Origin of the sequence: Belliella aquatica (assembly GCF_014637795.1) — a bacterium.
GTDB lineage: Bacteria > Bacteroidota > Bacteroidia > Cytophagales > Cyclobacteriaceae > Belliella > Belliella aquatica.
Genome location: NZ_BMFD01000001.1, coordinates 98,518 through 113,872, shown reverse-complemented (window position 1 = coordinate 113,872; position 15,355 = coordinate 98,518). Strand labels below are relative to the sequence as shown.

The window sequence follows — 15,355 nt, the reverse complement described above, 5'->3', positions numbered from 1 at the left end:
CATACTTTATTAATTTAAAATCCGTGTCATCCTTAAATCCGTCCAATCCCTGCCTGCTGCAGGCAGGCGTGGTTCAGACAAGAGGCAATCGAATCATAAACTCCGTCCCCTCTCCTTCCTTACTTTCCACCCTAATTTCCCCACCATGTGCTTTGATGATATCATAGCTCAAACTCAATCCCAAGCCTGTGCCTTGGCCTGTTGCTTTGGTGGTGAAGAAGGGTTGGAAGATTTTTTCTTTGATATTTTCAGGAATTCCGGAGCCGTTGTCTGCTATGCTAATTTCTACTTGATTATGGTCGGGACTTTCGCCGATCATTCTACTGCTGATTTTTACCTGAGGTTTGTAGCCATTTGATGCGTGTTTGATTCTTTTTTCATTTACCGCAAAAAATGCATTGTTGATTAGATTCAAAAACACCCTTCCCATGTCCTGACGGATGATTTTCACCTTAGGTAGCGTACTGTCCAGCTCGGTGACAAAGTCAGCGTTGAAAGTTTTGTCTTTGGCGCGAAGCCCGTGGTAGGAAAGTCTCAGGTATTCATCCACCAACGCATTGATGTTGACTTCAAGCTTTTCACCTCCACTCGATCGGCTGTGTTGAAGCATTCCTTTGACGATGGAATCGGCTCGTTTGCCATGCTGATTGATTTTATCAAGATTCTTAGCAATGTCTTCCAAAATCTCCTCTTCCAACCCAGGATCTCTTTCAGCCTCAGGAAGGAATTTCTCTGCTTTCAATTCGTCCAAAAGCTCATTGGCCATGCTTGAAAAGTTGATGACGAAGTTGAGGGGATTTTGGATTTCGTGGGCGATGCCAGCAGTTAGCTCACCCAAAGAAGCCATTTTTTCACTTTGGATTAGTAGTTTTTGGGCTTCCTTGAGGTCTTTCAGGGTTTTTTCGACTTCCAATTTGGCAAGCTCCAGTTTTTTGAAATCTTCATAGCGATCATAAGCTACTGAAAAAGCTTCTGCAAGGGATAAACCTAATTTTAAATTTTCCTCTGAAAGCTGCTCCGTATTTCCAATATACAGCATGCCTTGTTTGAAAGGTAAAAAATGAAGCTCAAGGTGGTTAGGAGAAACTCCAGATTCATAATTTTCCTTAGATTCAATATAACCTTGGTCCATCAACTTTCCCGTCCATTGATTGAAATCTTGCTGATCCCACTGCTCGTGAAAAGCAGTTTGATTTTTCCATGCTTTCACAGCACTTTCTGCAAGAGGAATACCCTTGAAAGGAAGGTGAAGCACGGCAATAGAATTGCCTTTTGGTGTGCTGAGGTAAGTGTGGATATTTTCCTCTTCCTCATCCATGATAAACAAGCCGCATCGGATAAATGGAATTTTCAATTTTTTCAACTCTTCCCAAATTAGCGGAGTGATTTGTTGCAAATCATTTGTAGTCCTCATAGAGGCTATTTCTGCTCTAATTCTGTCAAGAGAGGCTTGTCTAGAAGACTCCAAAGCAAGATTTTCTACAGCCAATCTTTTTTGCTCAAGCTCTTCTATGGTCTCTTCGAGGAGAATAGAAGTGGTTCGCTTTACTTTTTCGGTACGTTCTAATCTGAATTCAGCAATTGTTAAGTCTTTGTCAACACTTTGAATGATTTTTTTCATTTCTTCAAGTTGCTGATCATGGATGGACTCAACTCCTTCAAGCATTTCTAACAGCTGTTTGAGGTGAGATTTCATATATTTTGTTTGGGAATTAAGTTTGAATCTTTTTGTAGGTATGAATCTTTAGTGCTGTTGTAATTTATTGATATATATTGGTTTAACTTATTTTTTTTCAGATAATACCACAAGTGAACAAGTGTTATTATGAAATTCATGCTTCCCTTTCGTAGCTTTTCCCATTTCCCCGTAACTGAAAAAACCAATCATTGGGGCATTCCATACATTTTTTACTCTATCAATCTCTTCACTGACCATCGGGCCGAGAGAGAGATGACGGGCTTTGCAAGAGAACATAATCATCGCCTCGGCTTCATTGAGTTCCTTGTCTTTGACGGTTTCACATTCGTCGACAACTTTATCTATAACAGAGTCATCAGGAGGAAGGGAAAACCGAACTTTGGATCCTTGAGGAACACTTCCGGCACAGACGAGCGAGCGATCTTCTTTATTGGCAAATAGTGGAGCCCGAATGACAGGTTCCGCATTTTCGCGTTGGATTTGCATTGGAAATTCTGATCCTACATTCATGATCACATCTTTCCACTCGTCAAGATTTTTATTGATACCCATGTATTTGATCACCACGTCTAGGGCAGGTTGATCATCGATGGTGTAGACTACATTTCCTTCACTTTTTGTGATTGTTCTGACTGTGCCCACAGGCTCCCAACCACTAGAAGCCAATCCTTTTACATTGATTTTATCCTCATCCAAGATGATCACGACAAGGCCATTGATGCTATAATGTCGGTTAGTGAAGACATAAGTCCCTGACATTTTGAAATCATCTCCTGCTAGCCCGCCAAAGATGGTCACCTTCGGCCCAACAGCTTCTTCAATGCCACGAACAATCATTTCGCCATCAGTACTGATCCCTCCTGATGCTATGATAAATGCTGGATTTGAAAAAGTCTCCAATCCCTGTTGGCCAATTGATTTGGCTACAGCTAAAGTTTGGCTGCTTCCTGTTTCTAAGTGCACAAGCTTATAATGGTCGTGGCTGATATCCAAGAGCATCATGGCAACAGATTCTTCACCAATCTCACCGTCTATAAATTCTCCAGCTGTGGTAGAACCAAAAATATCTATCTCATGCTTCTCAAGAAGTCTACAAATGGCCTCCCTATCTTGTGCCACGGATAGAAATATTACAGCAAGTGTTGGTTTAAATCCATCTGATATGGCATTATTGAAGGCACTTTCAATCTCCTTTAAGGAGTTTCCTTTTATTGTTTTCGCTTTCATAATTGGTGTCTTTTAATTTTTGAATAAAGTGGGCAGTTATTTTTTTGAGGAGGAACTCGTCTCCGTTATACCGTCTTCGGCGTAGGCTTGAAGTCCGAAACCTTTCACCATCACGTAGTCGCTCATAATCAAGGCCCCTTCGACCCAGCCTTGTTCTGGTGACCATGACTCATTGCAGACAAAGAGGTTTTCCGAAGGGTTGTAAATATTTGGATAAACATCTTCGTCATTCACATTGATTTTGTACTGATGATAGCCGTATCCAAAATCCCCTTCACCCCAAACTCGATAAGTGCTCAAGACAGGTTTTGGTACTACCGCATCTTTATCCAGACCAAAAAGTAACTTCAGTTGAATCATCATCTCGTTGACGAGAGCCTTAGATGCCGGTTCTGTGTTGGGTGGGTTTACAGGAAAATCTGGAGTTTGATAGCTTTCTCCAATATTTTGAAGTTCCATCCAGAAATTTCCCCGAATGTAGTCCGTGTATTGCGTAAGCGCTGCAGGTCCAATGTACTTTTGATCTTCATCATCATTCTCTGGGAATTGAGAAAAAGTGTATACCGACCCAAGTGGTAAATCAGAAAAGTTAGGCCCGTTGGTAAGGTTAATTTTTTCATGTGAATGCCACCAACGCTCCTTAAAATACAGTCCGACTTTAGTCAATTCCATGTTTTTGACGCTATTCACGGCTTCTTTGAAATGCTTATTCTCGAGTAGAATGGGAGAATTTTCTGTCAGGATTTTGAGTGGCTTCTTCGGAATGGCAAGAATGACTTTTTCAGCATAATAGCTGACCGTGTTCCCCGTCAGTTCTTCTCTTCCTTCAACAAAATAACCTTCCCCTTCTGTTTTTAAAGAATCTACATTGATTTGAAAATCAAAGTGGCCCTGTTTTTTTGTGATTTCATTTTCTAATGCTTTGGGTAATCCTTCAAATCCGTTGGCCAACGTTTTGAATGGTGTGGCTGCGGGTTTGGGGAAATCGAAAAGAATCTGCAAGCCTTCGCCGGCATTGATATATTCTTGGAATGGACCCATAAAGCCCAAAACATGGCTGAGCATCTCAATGCATTCTTGTGAAAGTCCATAGGTGCGAAGTAAGCTCCAAAAACCCCATTGATTAATTGTTATTGCATTTCCTTCATAATCATTAAATGTACAGTGGTTTCTAAAATGAATCCATTCTTTAGGAGATTTTGGGTTTATATCCTTCGGCATGTTGTTTTGCCTTAAGATTTCATTCATCACTTCGGTAAGGATATCCGAAGGTTCCTTTCCTTGTTCGTTTGCTGATAAGGTAAAAATCTCCGACCAAATTTTCTGATTGCTATCGATTGCATCTTGTACAGTGAATGACCTCCCTCTCACATAGTAGCGATTATTGCCATTTCCCATAATAAAAGGAACGGGTTTCAGGGGGTGGCCTGCTGTCTGCATGTCGCAGATAAGCTTCCAAAGATGTTGCATTTGCCCACTTTCTTTGGGCACAAAACGCATCCCTCCTTCTTCATCGTGTACAGATACGATTTCGCCATTGATATCTTCGATGTCTACAAATGTGGTTTGGAGTCGACCACCTGTTCGGTGGAGTTTCTCTACAATTTGTATTTTTAGGTTTGGATTGTCTGACAGCAGTCTCCAAGCAGCAAAAAGTCCGCTCATGCCTGCGCCAATGATTAAAACATCTGATTTTTTTGTTTGATTGTCCATGGTTTCAAAAGATTACTTGTTGACAAATAGTGACCACGCTGAAGGATAATCCCTTTCATTGAGGTTGATATTTACTAAGAATGCTGCATTTGGATTGTTATTGATGGTTTCCAAGACATTGTGGAGGTCTTGGACGGTATTGACATTGGCACTCTGCCCATTGGGTGAATTGTTTGAAAAAGCCTTCATCAAGCTTACATAGTCCCATTCTTGGAGTATATTGGCTTCTTCAAATGGCTCTGTAGAATCTTGTTTATAAGGAGCAGGATCGAGGAGCATTTGCTCTACCCCATAGACCTTATTGTTCATGACAAACACCACAGTGTTTCTTTTTTCCATCACCATCGTAGAGACAGCCTGACAAGTAAGTTTGAATGCTCCATCTCCAACAATCACAAGTGCGCGGGTTCCATCGACAAAGGAAGCCCCTAGTCCGGCAGGGACACTCCAACCTATGGATGCCCAAATATTTTGTGCTTGGATGCCATTTGGCCTTGTGATTTTTAAAGATGAAGTACCACCAAAAGTAGAGAGACCTATATCTGCCATGATGATGTGATTTGGTGTGATAAAAGAATCAAGCACACTATAAAACCCATCATAAGTGATCGGATCCGATGCATTAGGAGGTACAGGAGCGCTAGGAGGTACAGGTGTTGACCACTTAGGTGTATACCCGTTTTTATCGATCAAAGCCAAAAGTGCGTCGAGTAAGTTGGAAAGGGACACTTGAACATACAGCTCATTGCCTGCCTTGACCATGCTGCGGGAAACATCAATGTCACTGATTAGGCCCAAGTTATTGCTCTTGACTCCGAATTGGTTCAAATCTGTATTCCACACCCCGAGGCCAATCAAGCAGTCACTTTTTTGAATAAACTGATTGGTATAAGCTGAAGTAAAAACGCCATCATGCAAGCCAATAAACCATGGGTTATCCTCCGGAATGATCGCTTTGCCGAGCAAACTGTAGGCGTAAGGCGCTTTGATTTTATCCAATAGTGCCAGAAATTTATCTTGCAAATGATAGGTTTGAATTTCCTTTCCGATCCATAGCACGGGAGCTTTGCTGGCACAAAGCTTATCGTAAATCGACTGCGCAGCACCATCCAAGGCCGTCACGATCTGTGTAGCGTACTTGTTGGACGTGGCAGCAGCCATTTGTCTGAGGATTTCTATAGATTCATAACTTGCCACAGGAGATAGTTCGCCTACAGGATCTGCGCAAGGCATGTAGTAGCAATCTTCTGTGATTTCTATTGCAACAGGTTTCCTTTGGCTGATACAAGCTATTAGTGCCTGATCGATTTGAGCAGGGGCAGTCAGAGGATTGCTTATTTTCTCAAATGCCACAGTAACAGGTTTGTAAACCTGAAGATTTGCATCACCACTTCCGACATTGTGGTGGTACAGTTCAGCGCCATTTATTTCGTCAAGAGCTTTGGTATTGCTCAATGTGCCAATGATGGCAACGACGGGAACGTCTTCCACAAAAGCTCCTCCGATTGCATTCAGTAAACTGAAGGAGCCTACACCGGTGGTGACAGCTACTGCTCCAAGTCCATTGATTCTAGCATATCCATCGGCCGCATATCCGGCATTGAGTTCATTACAATTCCCAATTCGCTTGAGTGTGGTTTGCGTATCGACAATTTCCAAAAGATCACTGGTATAATCCCCTGGAACGGAAAATAAGTGGTTAACACCCAGTTGTTGTAATCTGGTCGTGAGGTAAGTTACTACGTTTGTTGAAGCCATATTTTAAAAGATTTAGATGGTGGTTATAAAATGTCAAAGTGCTATCAATAAAATGCTCTATTTAGCAGAAAGTCAGTGTTATAAAGGCTATGATTTTAGCTTGTTAAAATCATTTTAACTCGTTTTTTATTTAATCATTTTGTCAAAAAATCGAGCGAGCAAGATTTAAAAATTGCGCGATGCCTGATTAGAATGAGAGGTGGAAAATGGAGATTTCCACCAAGCTCAAAATGATGTAAACTTTAATAAGCTGCTGAATAGTGATGCCATGGCATCAATTAGCTGCTTCCCCCTAACCACTGAACTTGTGATTAAAATATTTGAACAAATGATTGATTTTCACCGACTTGCTCTAGGGTAAAAATAGACAAGAGCGGAATAAAAAATTTGTCTTTATGATGCAAAGGTTTGTCCTTATGGTGCAAAGCAGAGTAATAGCAGCTTTGAAATACAAAAAAGTGCTTGTATTTGGCTAAAGGAGGTAGTTTCCTTTATCGGGAATAATGTTTCTGATGCCTCCTACGGGATTATCAACATCATCCTTGTATCTAGGAATCAGATGGATGTGGGCATGCATAATTGTTTGTCCACCAGAGTCGCCAATATTGATTCCAACATTAAACCCATCAGGTTGAAATTTTTCTTGGAGCATTAATTTGACATGATTTAGCATAAAAATACATGCAGATTGCTCCTTAAAAGTCAAATCAAAATAACTGGAGCAATGTCTCTTTGGAATGATCAGGGCATGTCCTTCATTAACTGGAAACTTATCATAAATCGCAAATGCAGTTGCTGATTCGGTAATTAACTCAGTCCCTTTATTGGGGTGGCAAAAAATACAATCTTCAGATTTAGAGATTTCCCGTTGATTGATAGGAATATATTCATAAATCTCACAATTGTCATTTTTGAAACATGAAGGATAGGGTAAAATGACATTGCATTGAAAGGTGGGTTTTTGATGGATTTTATGTGTACGATACCCCACATAAACGAGGTCCCTGCGAACAGCAAAATAAGCTTTCCCATTTGGTTTTAGGAGACTTGAAACCTCCATTAAAACTTTTGCTTGCTCTTCGGGCAGCAATACATTCAGAACATAAAAGCAAATGACCGTGTCAAACTGCTTTTTCGGGAATTCGGGAAAATAATGTTTATCATATCCGGTTACGCTTAATCCTTTTTCATTCAATATTTCAACATCCTTTCCAAAACCACATCCAAAATCGAGTATATCACCTTTCAGCATTCCCTTTTCCAGCAAAATCCTAGCAGGGAAAGATATTCTGTCTCTTTCTTTGGCGGTAAGATGGGAGTAGATGTTGGTTGAATTCATGGCAAAAACTGAAAACCGTTGTTTGAAGCAATAGTAATTAATGGAGTTATTCTTTCTTCAAATCTACTTTTATCGAAAACATCAGATAGATTTTCGACTGTTGAAAGTTCAGGAAATATTGTCAAATATTCCAAAAGGAATTTGTTGTTAGGATTTTTCTCAAAAACGATTTTCACAGCTTCTTTTTGTAAATCAAAAAAGGCATTAAAATGCTTCTTTATAACTGGAAGCTTATTGTTTTTTGAACTGTTAAACCTTTTGTCAGCAGGAATTAAATTCCAAATTAGATCGTGAGAAACAAAACTATGTGGGATGAAATGTTCAACATCATAATTATCGATTGTTAGCATTTCACCAGTGTAAATACATTGAATTTCATTTTTTTCCTGAAATACCAAATTCCAAAAATGCTTTCGCTGATCTGTTAACTTATCTCTGACAGCACTTTTTATCAATTTATTTGGGATATCTGGCACATTTGGATTTCGTGCTTGTAGGTATAGTGCTAAATTCCAGTAGCAGAAGTCTTTTAAAATCTTGGCATTTTTCAAAAGGTATTCCTCCCAATAGGGATTGATTTTGATATAATCTTTCTCAAGTTCATACAGACATTTATTTTCGATGTTTTTTGAAAATTCATATACCGATTTTTTATTATCTGCAGATATCCATGGACTTAAAAAGTGATGTGGCACATTTTTATTAAAATGATTCAGAGTTTTAATTGTAGCCCGATTTTGAGATTCAATTAAATTCTTTTTAATTATGTGCTTTTCTTCCTGAATAGTTATTTTTTCGATTTTCTGAATTTCAATAATGGCTTTTTGAAATTGATCTTGTACTCCAAAGCTTAGATTGAAATAGTTTGTGGTGTACCAAGAATTGGCAATCATCCCAGCAAAGATTTCTTTTTTACTGATTTCACGTTTGCCTGTTTCTAGAATTTGAATAATGGAAAGAAACCAGTAAAACTTGTACGTTGTGGATTTATAGTTAAAACAAGTAGCAAGCTTGTGAATTGGAAGACTGTCAGAATATGGTAAAGACATGATTAAAAATTGAAGTAAAAGAAATAGCACTTCAAATTAATCAAAAAAATTGAAAATGAAACTATTAACTCTTTTTCAACCATTACCCAATCCCCCAATCAACCTCCATTACATCCCCCTCACCTTTACATTCATTTTTCCAGTAGTGCGGAGGTAGATGCGGATGTCGTTTTCGGTGTTGTAAATGCCCTCTACCTCGAGTTGGGAATTGAGCAGGGAGAAGTCGGCATATTCAGTTCTTACCTGACCTTGAAGGCGCATTTCTCGGCGCGCTTCATCCAAGTATTCGCCGATTGGGTAGGCAGCAAGCTTTTTGATTTGGGTCAAAACCTGCCCTTGCTTCATCCAAGTGGCACTTCGAGCGAGAATATTTTTGGTGTTGATGTCAAACTCGATCTCCTCAAATCGGATGGATTCGGTCGCTTCATCATATTTCGGCTTTCCCACAAGATACATTTGTCCTGTGATTTGCTTTCTACCCTTTCTGATGGCCAAAAAGTCCATTTTCAACAAAGTACGATCTCCGAAACTTTGGGATTCTAGATTCGATACTTCTAATTCGGTTTTCTTGTCGGTTCGGAATCTTTTCCCTGCAAGATTTTCATTAAGATATTGGTCCAAATCACTGTAGCTTATTGCCAAAGGAATCATGATATCTACCTTATTTTCGCTGCTTTCATTGTAGGTGATGTTGGGAAGAGGTGTTTTTTTGGTTTGCGGTAAACTGCCTATCTGGGAAAATACCTCACCTTCGATTCCTAAAAAGAGTTTTAGTTTGCGATCAGAAGTGACTTCTTCTCTGATTTTGAGTTTGGTAGGTTGGGTGTAAATGTAGGCAGACACACCATCCTGCTCAAGGGCAATGGGCTTGCTAAATCCATCCCAAGCTTCTTGAGCCATCTCCCTAAAATCCATTCGTGTCAGGTTCGAGGCACTCAGTTGATTGTTCAATACACTTTGCAGCTGCTTGCGAATCATCGGGTCGAGGTCAATTTCAAATCCAAGCAAGTTATATTTCATCGATCTGCCGTAACTCTCGATATTGATGTCTTCGAGGGAAAAATCCCAGTTTTGACCGATTTTCGGCCTGAAGCTGATTTCAGGCATCAAGGATTCATTGAAAGGAATAGCTGTATTGAGGTTTTGACCAAAAATCCGCTTTTCAAACTTGAGGTTGCCCGCCATATTCATGGGGATTTGAAGGGAGAGTTTTTTGGAATCTATCGCAGCTAATTTGATGAAGCCTGTTCTATTGACATCGATATCAGTAAAAAATCCGGAACCTAAGTCCAAGCCCTTGTCCGCAAAAAGTTTTTGCCCCAAGGCATTGTTGAGGTTACTTTCAATCATTGAAAAAGGAATTTCTATGGGTATATTGATGATTGATGTTGCTCGGGGAAGGACAACAGGTTCACCGGAATAGGTAGGTTTGTTGGGATTGATGCTTTTGCAAGAAACGGTAAAAATTAAAAGAATCAGGATTCGAAAGGATGTGTTCATAAAAAGGGAATTCGGGTGATGTTTACTTTGCATAGAAAGCGAAGTTTCAAAAAACCTGCCAGCTATCCAAAGCCAAAGATACAAAGGAACTATTTTTACGAATAAATAATTGAACGAGATATCAGATTAAGAAAAATTAAGATTATGAATTGGTTGAATTTAAAAAACGCTACACAATTAGAAGAAATAAAGGCTCAGAGCAGTGACAAACCAGTATTGATTTTTAAGCATTCCACAACTTGTTCTATCAGCAGTATGGCATGGAATAGAATGCAGCGAAATTGGAAAGAAGAGGATCTTCAAAAGGTGACTCCATACTATTTGGATTTACTTTCTTACAGAGCGATTTCAAATCAGATAGCTACAGATTTCGGCGTTTATCACCAAAGTCCACAGGTAATTTTGATCAAAGATGGAAAAGCCATCTACGACAACAGCCACATGGGTATCAGCTATGCCGAGATTATGGAAAAGGTGTGATTAAGTGCAGAGGTTATTTTACCACGGATAAACACAGATGAACACTATTTTTCTTTGCATTCCCCAGCGTTCATTAGCGGCTAAAAATATTTGCCGCTGAGAGCGCAATGAATCGCAGAGGGATTTTACCACGGATGGATTCGAATGAACACAATTTTTCTTTGCGTTTCCTAGCACCATCTGTGAGTATTATTTTAAATCCTTAGGACTACCGTCAGTTTTGCGCGACGCCCACATTTTGGATTCAACAACAAGAAGCCCATCATCTTTGTCAATAAACTTCTTGAAATAATTTCTTAATTGAGGAGCTGATGTATTTAATCTGTTAAAGCACCATGTAGACTCTAATACTCTTACAGCATTAAATTTTTCGAGTTCATCGTATATTTTTTGGTAATCCCGACCCTTTCTAAGGTCATATGTTAAGAAATAAAGTGCCATAGCTTCACGTTTATGTTAGTTTTTATGTTTTGTATCCAAGATCTACTCAGTATAAACACGACAATCAAAAATTATATCAAACTTTCGTGGCTAAACATACCCATTCCCTTTCAAACAAAAAATACCAACTATCGGGTATTTTTACAGAGTAAAAATCTAATTAAGTTAAAGCTGCAATAACTACTTTAATTAACGATAGTTTTCATCATTCAATCTTTTCAATTACTTATCTGTCATTCTTGTAATTTTTTCTACCAAAGAAATTGAAAGGCACAATCATAAATACCAAAAAATCAGTATTTGTAAAAGTATATTTTAATTTTTTTAAAAATAATATCTCTGATTATTAACTAGTTACATCTAAATAATAAAATTAAATTAGTTTAAAACTTGCATTAATCACTAATGATTTATTATAATTGAAAATCAGATCATTACAAAAGGAACTGCGCAGTGATTTTTAGATCGGGTGAATAAATAAATTTTATAAATTCTAATTTTAATAATGATGAAAAGGTTAATAGCTAATTCTTTATTTATTTTAGGAGTTGCTCTCCTAAGTTTTGGATCCATAAATCCGGCAATAAGTTCAGATGGAATCAGTATCTGTACCCAATTAGGAAAGTGTCAGTCTAAAGGTGGATATGTGGATGTAATTGTGCCAGGTTCTGGAGGCATGGAAGGTCAAACAGTTCATGTATGCGGTTTGACAGAAGGTCAAATATGTTGTCAAGATTGTACTCCTCAATAAACGTTAAGATGTTAATGCATATACTCGTAGAGGCATTTATTCTAGATGCTTCTACGAGCTTTAGTAATAAAAAAGTCAATAATTTATTATTTAAGTTGAATGAGAAACCTAATTTTTATAATTGCTATTAATATTCTAATTTTAGGGTTGATTTCTTGTGAAAAAGATTCAAATCAAACATTTTATGAAGATCAGAAGACCTTTAGCTTGGTTATAGAAGACTCCATTTTTGTTAATTATTTGGGTGTTTTAGGTGTGATTGATTTTAATAAGGAAAGTAATCGCTACCTCGCCAAAGACTATAATTACGACGGGCAAGTTTTTATTGTTTTTGATGAACAGGGAATTGTGATTAACAAGTTCGATAATCGAATAGCTGGATCAAATGCTTACAAAGGGAGTTTGTATGGCGTTGGGTTTCATCTTGATGGGTATATGATAGCTTCAGGAGGAGGTGTTTACTTCTATAATGAACATTGGGAAGTAGTTGATTTTATTCCTGATCTGAATACAACAGATCCTTCTTACAATTATTGGCACAAGTTGATGAAAGTAGATACAGATAAAAAAGAGTCTTTTTTATTTTTATATCGCGGTACAGAAGAAAGTAGATATTTGGATGGTATTGATGTTTATCTAACTTCTCCCAATTTTGGAAGGTTTGATGGTGAAATAACTGATCATGTATTTAAAATTCCCAAAGAGTCTATTTATATAGATCAAAGATATGATTTCAACCTCTTTGTCAGATGTTTTGCATATAGCAATTATTCAGGGAAGTTTTATTTGGCATTTGGTAGTGATCCAAATTTATACAGGTATGATTTGAAAAAAGATCATATCTATCCTGATACAGTAATCAACATGAATTTGGAATTTTATGGTCTAGAACTTTCCAATTTTACAGCAGGTAGAAAAGAGGTTTTTGCAGGAGCACTAGACTCTAAGATAGCTAATCTATTGGAAGCAGAAGGAAGGGTTTTTATCACCTACTCAAGTGCTGTTGATCATAATAAGTTTATTGGAAGAGGTTTCTCTTATGACAATAGTCCTGAATCGAGGGCATACATTTCGCAGGAAAAGAAATTTATGTTTACGATTTTTGAAGATGGGAAAAACAAGTTAAGAGATGTCAATATAAATGGTAAACTTGGTATGCCTTGGTATGCTTTTGATAAGAACACCCTCCTTTTCAGTCCTTGGAATAGGGATGAGTCACTGGATGGAGAGGTGTTTTATAAAGTCAAAGTTGTTAAAGATAATGAATAAACTTTAATAGGAAGAATAGAGAAATGAAAAAGTGACACTATCCAGAGAAGTGTGTAAATACATTTTTGGGAAAGTTTATAATTTTAAACGATTTTCAAACATAATCATAAATTGATTAAGGATCATGCCGCAATCTCTGATTGGCATGGTCCATTTTTTTGTATTTTCTTGTACAGCCAAGAATACTGATTTCATGACTGCTTCATCAGTAGGATACGACAATTTGTTCTTAGTATTTTTTCTGATTTTCCCATTTAGGTTTTCTATGATGTTGGTTGTGTAGACTATTTTCCTTATCTCTAAAGGGAATGCCAAGAAAGCAGTAAGTTCTTCCCAGTTATCTCTCCAGCTTTTAATTGCATAGCCATACTTAGCTCCCCAGTTTTTTCGAGCTGATCTAGAGCGGCTTTAGCCGCGTCCTTGTTTGGAGCGCTATAGATTTCCTTCATGTCAGCAGTAAATGCTTTACAATCTTTCCAGACTACAAACCTGCATGCATTTCTGATCTGGTGAACAATACAGATTTGTTTGGTAGATTCAGGAAACACGCTTCTGATAGCCTCTGTAAACCCTTTTAAGTTGTCAGTGGCAGTAATTAGGATATCCTTCACACCTCTTGCTTTCAGGTCAGTGAGTACACTCAACCAGAAGGATGCAGATTCATTTTTGCCTAGCCACAACCCTAATACTTCTTTTTTTTCATTCGTGCGTAAGCCTATGGCGATGTCGATGGTTTTGTCGATCACCCATGAATTTTCCCGAACTTTAAAAACAATAACATCCATCCAGACAATGCAATAAACAGATTCAAGTGGTCTGATTTGCCATGCTGTGACATCTTGAGTCACCCGATCTGTGATCCTGGAGATAGCAGAAGTGGATATGTCAAAATTGTACAAGTCTATTATCTGTTCCTCGATATCACTGACACTCATTCCTTTGGCATAAAGGGATATGATGATATTTTCCACACCATCGGTAATGTTCTTTCGCTTGGGAACTAAAACGGGATCGAATGAACTCTCCCGGTATCTGGGAACCTTAATCTCCAGCTCACCATACTGATTTCTCAGTTTCTTTTTGCTGTGGCCATTTCTGCTGTTTTCACCATTAGAATTTTGGTGTTTGTCATACCCAAGGTGATTGTCCAACTCTCCTTCAAGAATGGCTTCAACACCACGCTTTTGGAGTTGACTTAGAAAGGAGAATAAATCTTCTCCGGTTTTAAACTGCTTGGGGAACTCCTCGCTGAATACATCTTCTTTTTTCATAGGTTAAGTGTGAATTTAGTCCCGAAAAAGTTATTTCTGTATTTTTTTTTAGGCCTATTGAAAGGGCCAAAAAAATTCCAGAATAACTTTTCTTAACTGCATATAGCCTTCAAAGTGACCCCCTATCAGCGCTGCAAAGTGACCCCCCGGAGTTAAGTAATTTTTTTGGTCAGGAATAGTGGACTTACATCGCGTTAAAGTTATTGTTTTTCGGGATTAATATTACGTTTTCTTCTCAGGGATTCTCCCTTTAGTTCTATCCGGTGAGCATCGTGCACAATTCTGTCCAAAATGGCATCTGCAAGAGTTTGATCTCCGATTATTTCATACCATGCACTGACCGGTAACTGCGAAGTGATGATGGTGGACTTTTTACCATGTCGGTCCTCTATAATCTCCATCAGCAACATTCTGCTCTGAACATCCAGGGGTTGTATCCCAAAGTCATCGAGTATCAACACATCAAGTTTTTCGAGTTTGAGCATCTCTTTGATAGAAGATCCATCAGCCTTAGCCATTTTCAGTTGGGTAAGCAACTTGGTCGTATTCGCATAAAGGACTTTGTGTCCTTTGCTACAAGCCTGATTGCCCAAGGCACAGGCAAGATAACTCTTACCTGTGCCTGTACTTCCTGTCATCAGAATGTTTTCTCCTTTTTGGATGTATGCTCCGTCTGCGAGTCTCAATAGTTGATTTTTATCCAGTTCACGCCCAGGACGAAAATCCAGTTCCTCGACAGTGGCTTTGTATCGGAAACGTGCACCACGAAGGCTTCGATCCATCCTGCGGTTTTGACGGTCATCCCATTCGCTTTCCACGAGCAGACTAATCAGTTCATCCGGTGTAAGGGATGCCAGG

The 15,355-nt window shown here is 38.5% G+C and carries 12 protein-coding genes and 1 pseudogene; 3 read left to right on the top strand and 10 right to left on the bottom strand.

Annotated features, from left to right (window positions below; genetic code table 11):
- Positions 1–73: 73 nt before the first annotated feature.
- The 7 genes from IEV57_RS00505 to IEV57_RS00475 all read right to left on the bottom strand — a co-directional run bounded on the left by IEV57_RS00505 (position 74) and on the right by IEV57_RS00475 (position 10,285).
- Entirely contained in the window at positions 74–1,696 is a 1,623-nt protein-coding gene (locus tag IEV57_RS00505; RefSeq protein WP_229744186.1) for a sensor histidine kinase, read from the bottom strand.
- An 87-nt stretch (positions 1,697–1,783) separates the two neighbouring features.
- Complete coding sequence (locus IEV57_RS00500) at positions 1,784–2,926, bottom strand: FIST signal transduction protein (protein ID WP_188438510.1); 1,143 nt, start codon at positions 2,924–2,926, stop codon at positions 1,784–1,786.
- Between the two features lie 36 nt (positions 2,927–2,962).
- The gene (locus IEV57_RS00495; protein ID WP_188438508.1) at positions 2,963–4,639 is read right to left on the bottom strand and encodes a flavin monoamine oxidase family protein; all 1,677 of its coding nucleotides are present in this window, start codon (positions 4,637–4,639) and stop codon (positions 2,963–2,965) included.
- 12 nt (positions 4,640–4,651) lie between these two features.
- The gene (locus IEV57_RS00490; RefSeq protein ID WP_188438506.1) at positions 4,652–6,397 is read right to left on the bottom strand and encodes a thiamine pyrophosphate-binding protein; all 1,746 of its coding nucleotides are present in this window, start codon (positions 6,395–6,397) and stop codon (positions 4,652–4,654) included.
- A 472-nt stretch (positions 6,398–6,869) separates the two neighbouring features.
- A complete protein-coding gene (locus tag IEV57_RS00485; RefSeq protein ID WP_188438504.1) occupies positions 6,870–7,736 on the bottom strand; it encodes an HIT family protein in 867 nt (288 codons plus the stop codon).
- A complete protein-coding gene (locus IEV57_RS00480; protein WP_188438502.1) occupies positions 7,733–8,785 on the bottom strand; it encodes an HNH endonuclease domain-containing protein in 1,053 nt (350 codons plus the stop codon). Before IEV57_RS00480 ends, IEV57_RS00485 begins: the two co-directional genes overlap by 4 nt.
- Positions 8,786–8,893: 108 nt before the next feature.
- Entirely contained in the window at positions 8,894–10,285 is a 1,392-nt protein-coding gene (locus IEV57_RS00475; protein WP_188438500.1) for a DUF4403 family protein, read from the bottom strand.
- Positions 10,286–10,429: 144 nt separating this feature from the next.
- On the opposite strand from IEV57_RS00475, the gene ytxJ reads away from it, so the two are divergent.
- The gene (ytxJ, locus tag IEV57_RS00470; protein WP_188438498.1) at positions 10,430–10,765 is read left to right on the top strand and encodes a bacillithiol system redox-active protein YtxJ; all 336 of its coding nucleotides are present in this window, start codon (positions 10,430–10,432) and stop codon (positions 10,763–10,765) included.
- 189 nt (positions 10,766–10,954) lie between these two features.
- On the opposite strand, the gene IEV57_RS19490 is transcribed toward ytxJ, so the two are convergent.
- A complete protein-coding gene (locus IEV57_RS19490) occupies positions 10,955–11,206 on the bottom strand; it encodes a hypothetical protein (RefSeq protein WP_188438496.1) in 252 nt (83 codons plus the stop codon).
- A 505-nt stretch (positions 11,207–11,711) separates the two neighbouring features.
- Between IEV57_RS19490 and IEV57_RS00460 the strand changes: the two genes are divergently transcribed.
- A complete protein-coding gene (locus IEV57_RS00460) occupies positions 11,712–11,957 on the top strand; it encodes a hypothetical protein (RefSeq protein ID WP_188438494.1) in 246 nt (81 codons plus the stop codon).
- Positions 11,958–12,056: 99 nt separating this feature from the next.
- On the top strand, positions 12,057–13,226 hold the full coding sequence (locus IEV57_RS00455) for a hypothetical protein (RefSeq protein WP_188438492.1): 1,170 nt from the start codon (positions 12,057–12,059) through the stop codon (positions 13,224–13,226).
- A 75-nt stretch (positions 13,227–13,301) separates the two neighbouring features.
- Here IEV57_RS00455 and IEV57_RS00450 read toward each other — a convergent pair.
- Positions 13,302–14,497, bottom strand: a pseudogene (locus tag IEV57_RS00450) (IS256 family transposase).
- A gap of 200 nt (positions 14,498–14,697) precedes the next feature.
- Positions 14,698–15,355 (bottom strand): IS21-like element helper ATPase IstB (istB, locus tag IEV57_RS00445; RefSeq protein ID WP_444542115.1); only part of this gene is annotated, 658 nt, incomplete at its 5' end.

Bases quoted from the DNA above. Each gene is read 5' to 3' on its own strand.
- IEV57_RS00505 (WP_229744186.1), bottom strand. From the start codon at position 1,696: ATGAAATCTCACCTCAAACAGCTGTTAGAAATGCTTGAAGGAGTTGAG.
- IEV57_RS00500 (WP_188438510.1), bottom strand. From the start codon at position 2,926: ATGAAAGCGAAAACAATAAAAGGAAACTCCTTAAAGGAGATTGAAAGT.
- IEV57_RS00495 (WP_188438508.1), bottom strand. From the start codon at position 4,639: ATGGACAATCAAACAAAAAAATCAGATGTTTTAATCATTGGCGCAGGC.
- IEV57_RS00490 (WP_188438506.1), bottom strand. From the start codon at position 6,397: ATGGCTTCAACAAACGTAGTAACTTACCTCACGACCAGATTACAACAA.
- IEV57_RS00485 (WP_188438504.1), bottom strand. From the start codon at position 7,736: ATGAATTCAACCAACATCTACTCCCATCTTACCGCCAAAGAAAGAGAC.
- IEV57_RS00480 (WP_188438502.1), bottom strand. From the start codon at position 8,785: ATGTCTTTACCATATTCTGACAGTCTTCCAATTCACAAGCTTGCTACT.
- IEV57_RS00475 (WP_188438500.1), bottom strand. From the start codon at position 10,285: ATGAACACATCCTTTCGAATCCTGATTCTTTTAATTTTTACCGTTTCT.
- ytxJ (WP_188438498.1), top strand. From the start codon at position 10,430: ATGAATTGGTTGAATTTAAAAAACGCTACACAATTAGAAGAAATAAAG.
- IEV57_RS19490 (WP_188438496.1), bottom strand. From the start codon at position 11,206: ATGGCACTTTATTTCTTAACATATGACCTTAGAAAGGGTCGGGATTAC.
- IEV57_RS00460 (WP_188438494.1), top strand. From the start codon at position 11,712: ATGATGAAAAGGTTAATAGCTAATTCTTTATTTATTTTAGGAGTTGCT.
- IEV57_RS00455 (WP_188438492.1), top strand. From the start codon at position 12,057: ATGAGAAACCTAATTTTTATAATTGCTATTAATATTCTAATTTTAGGG.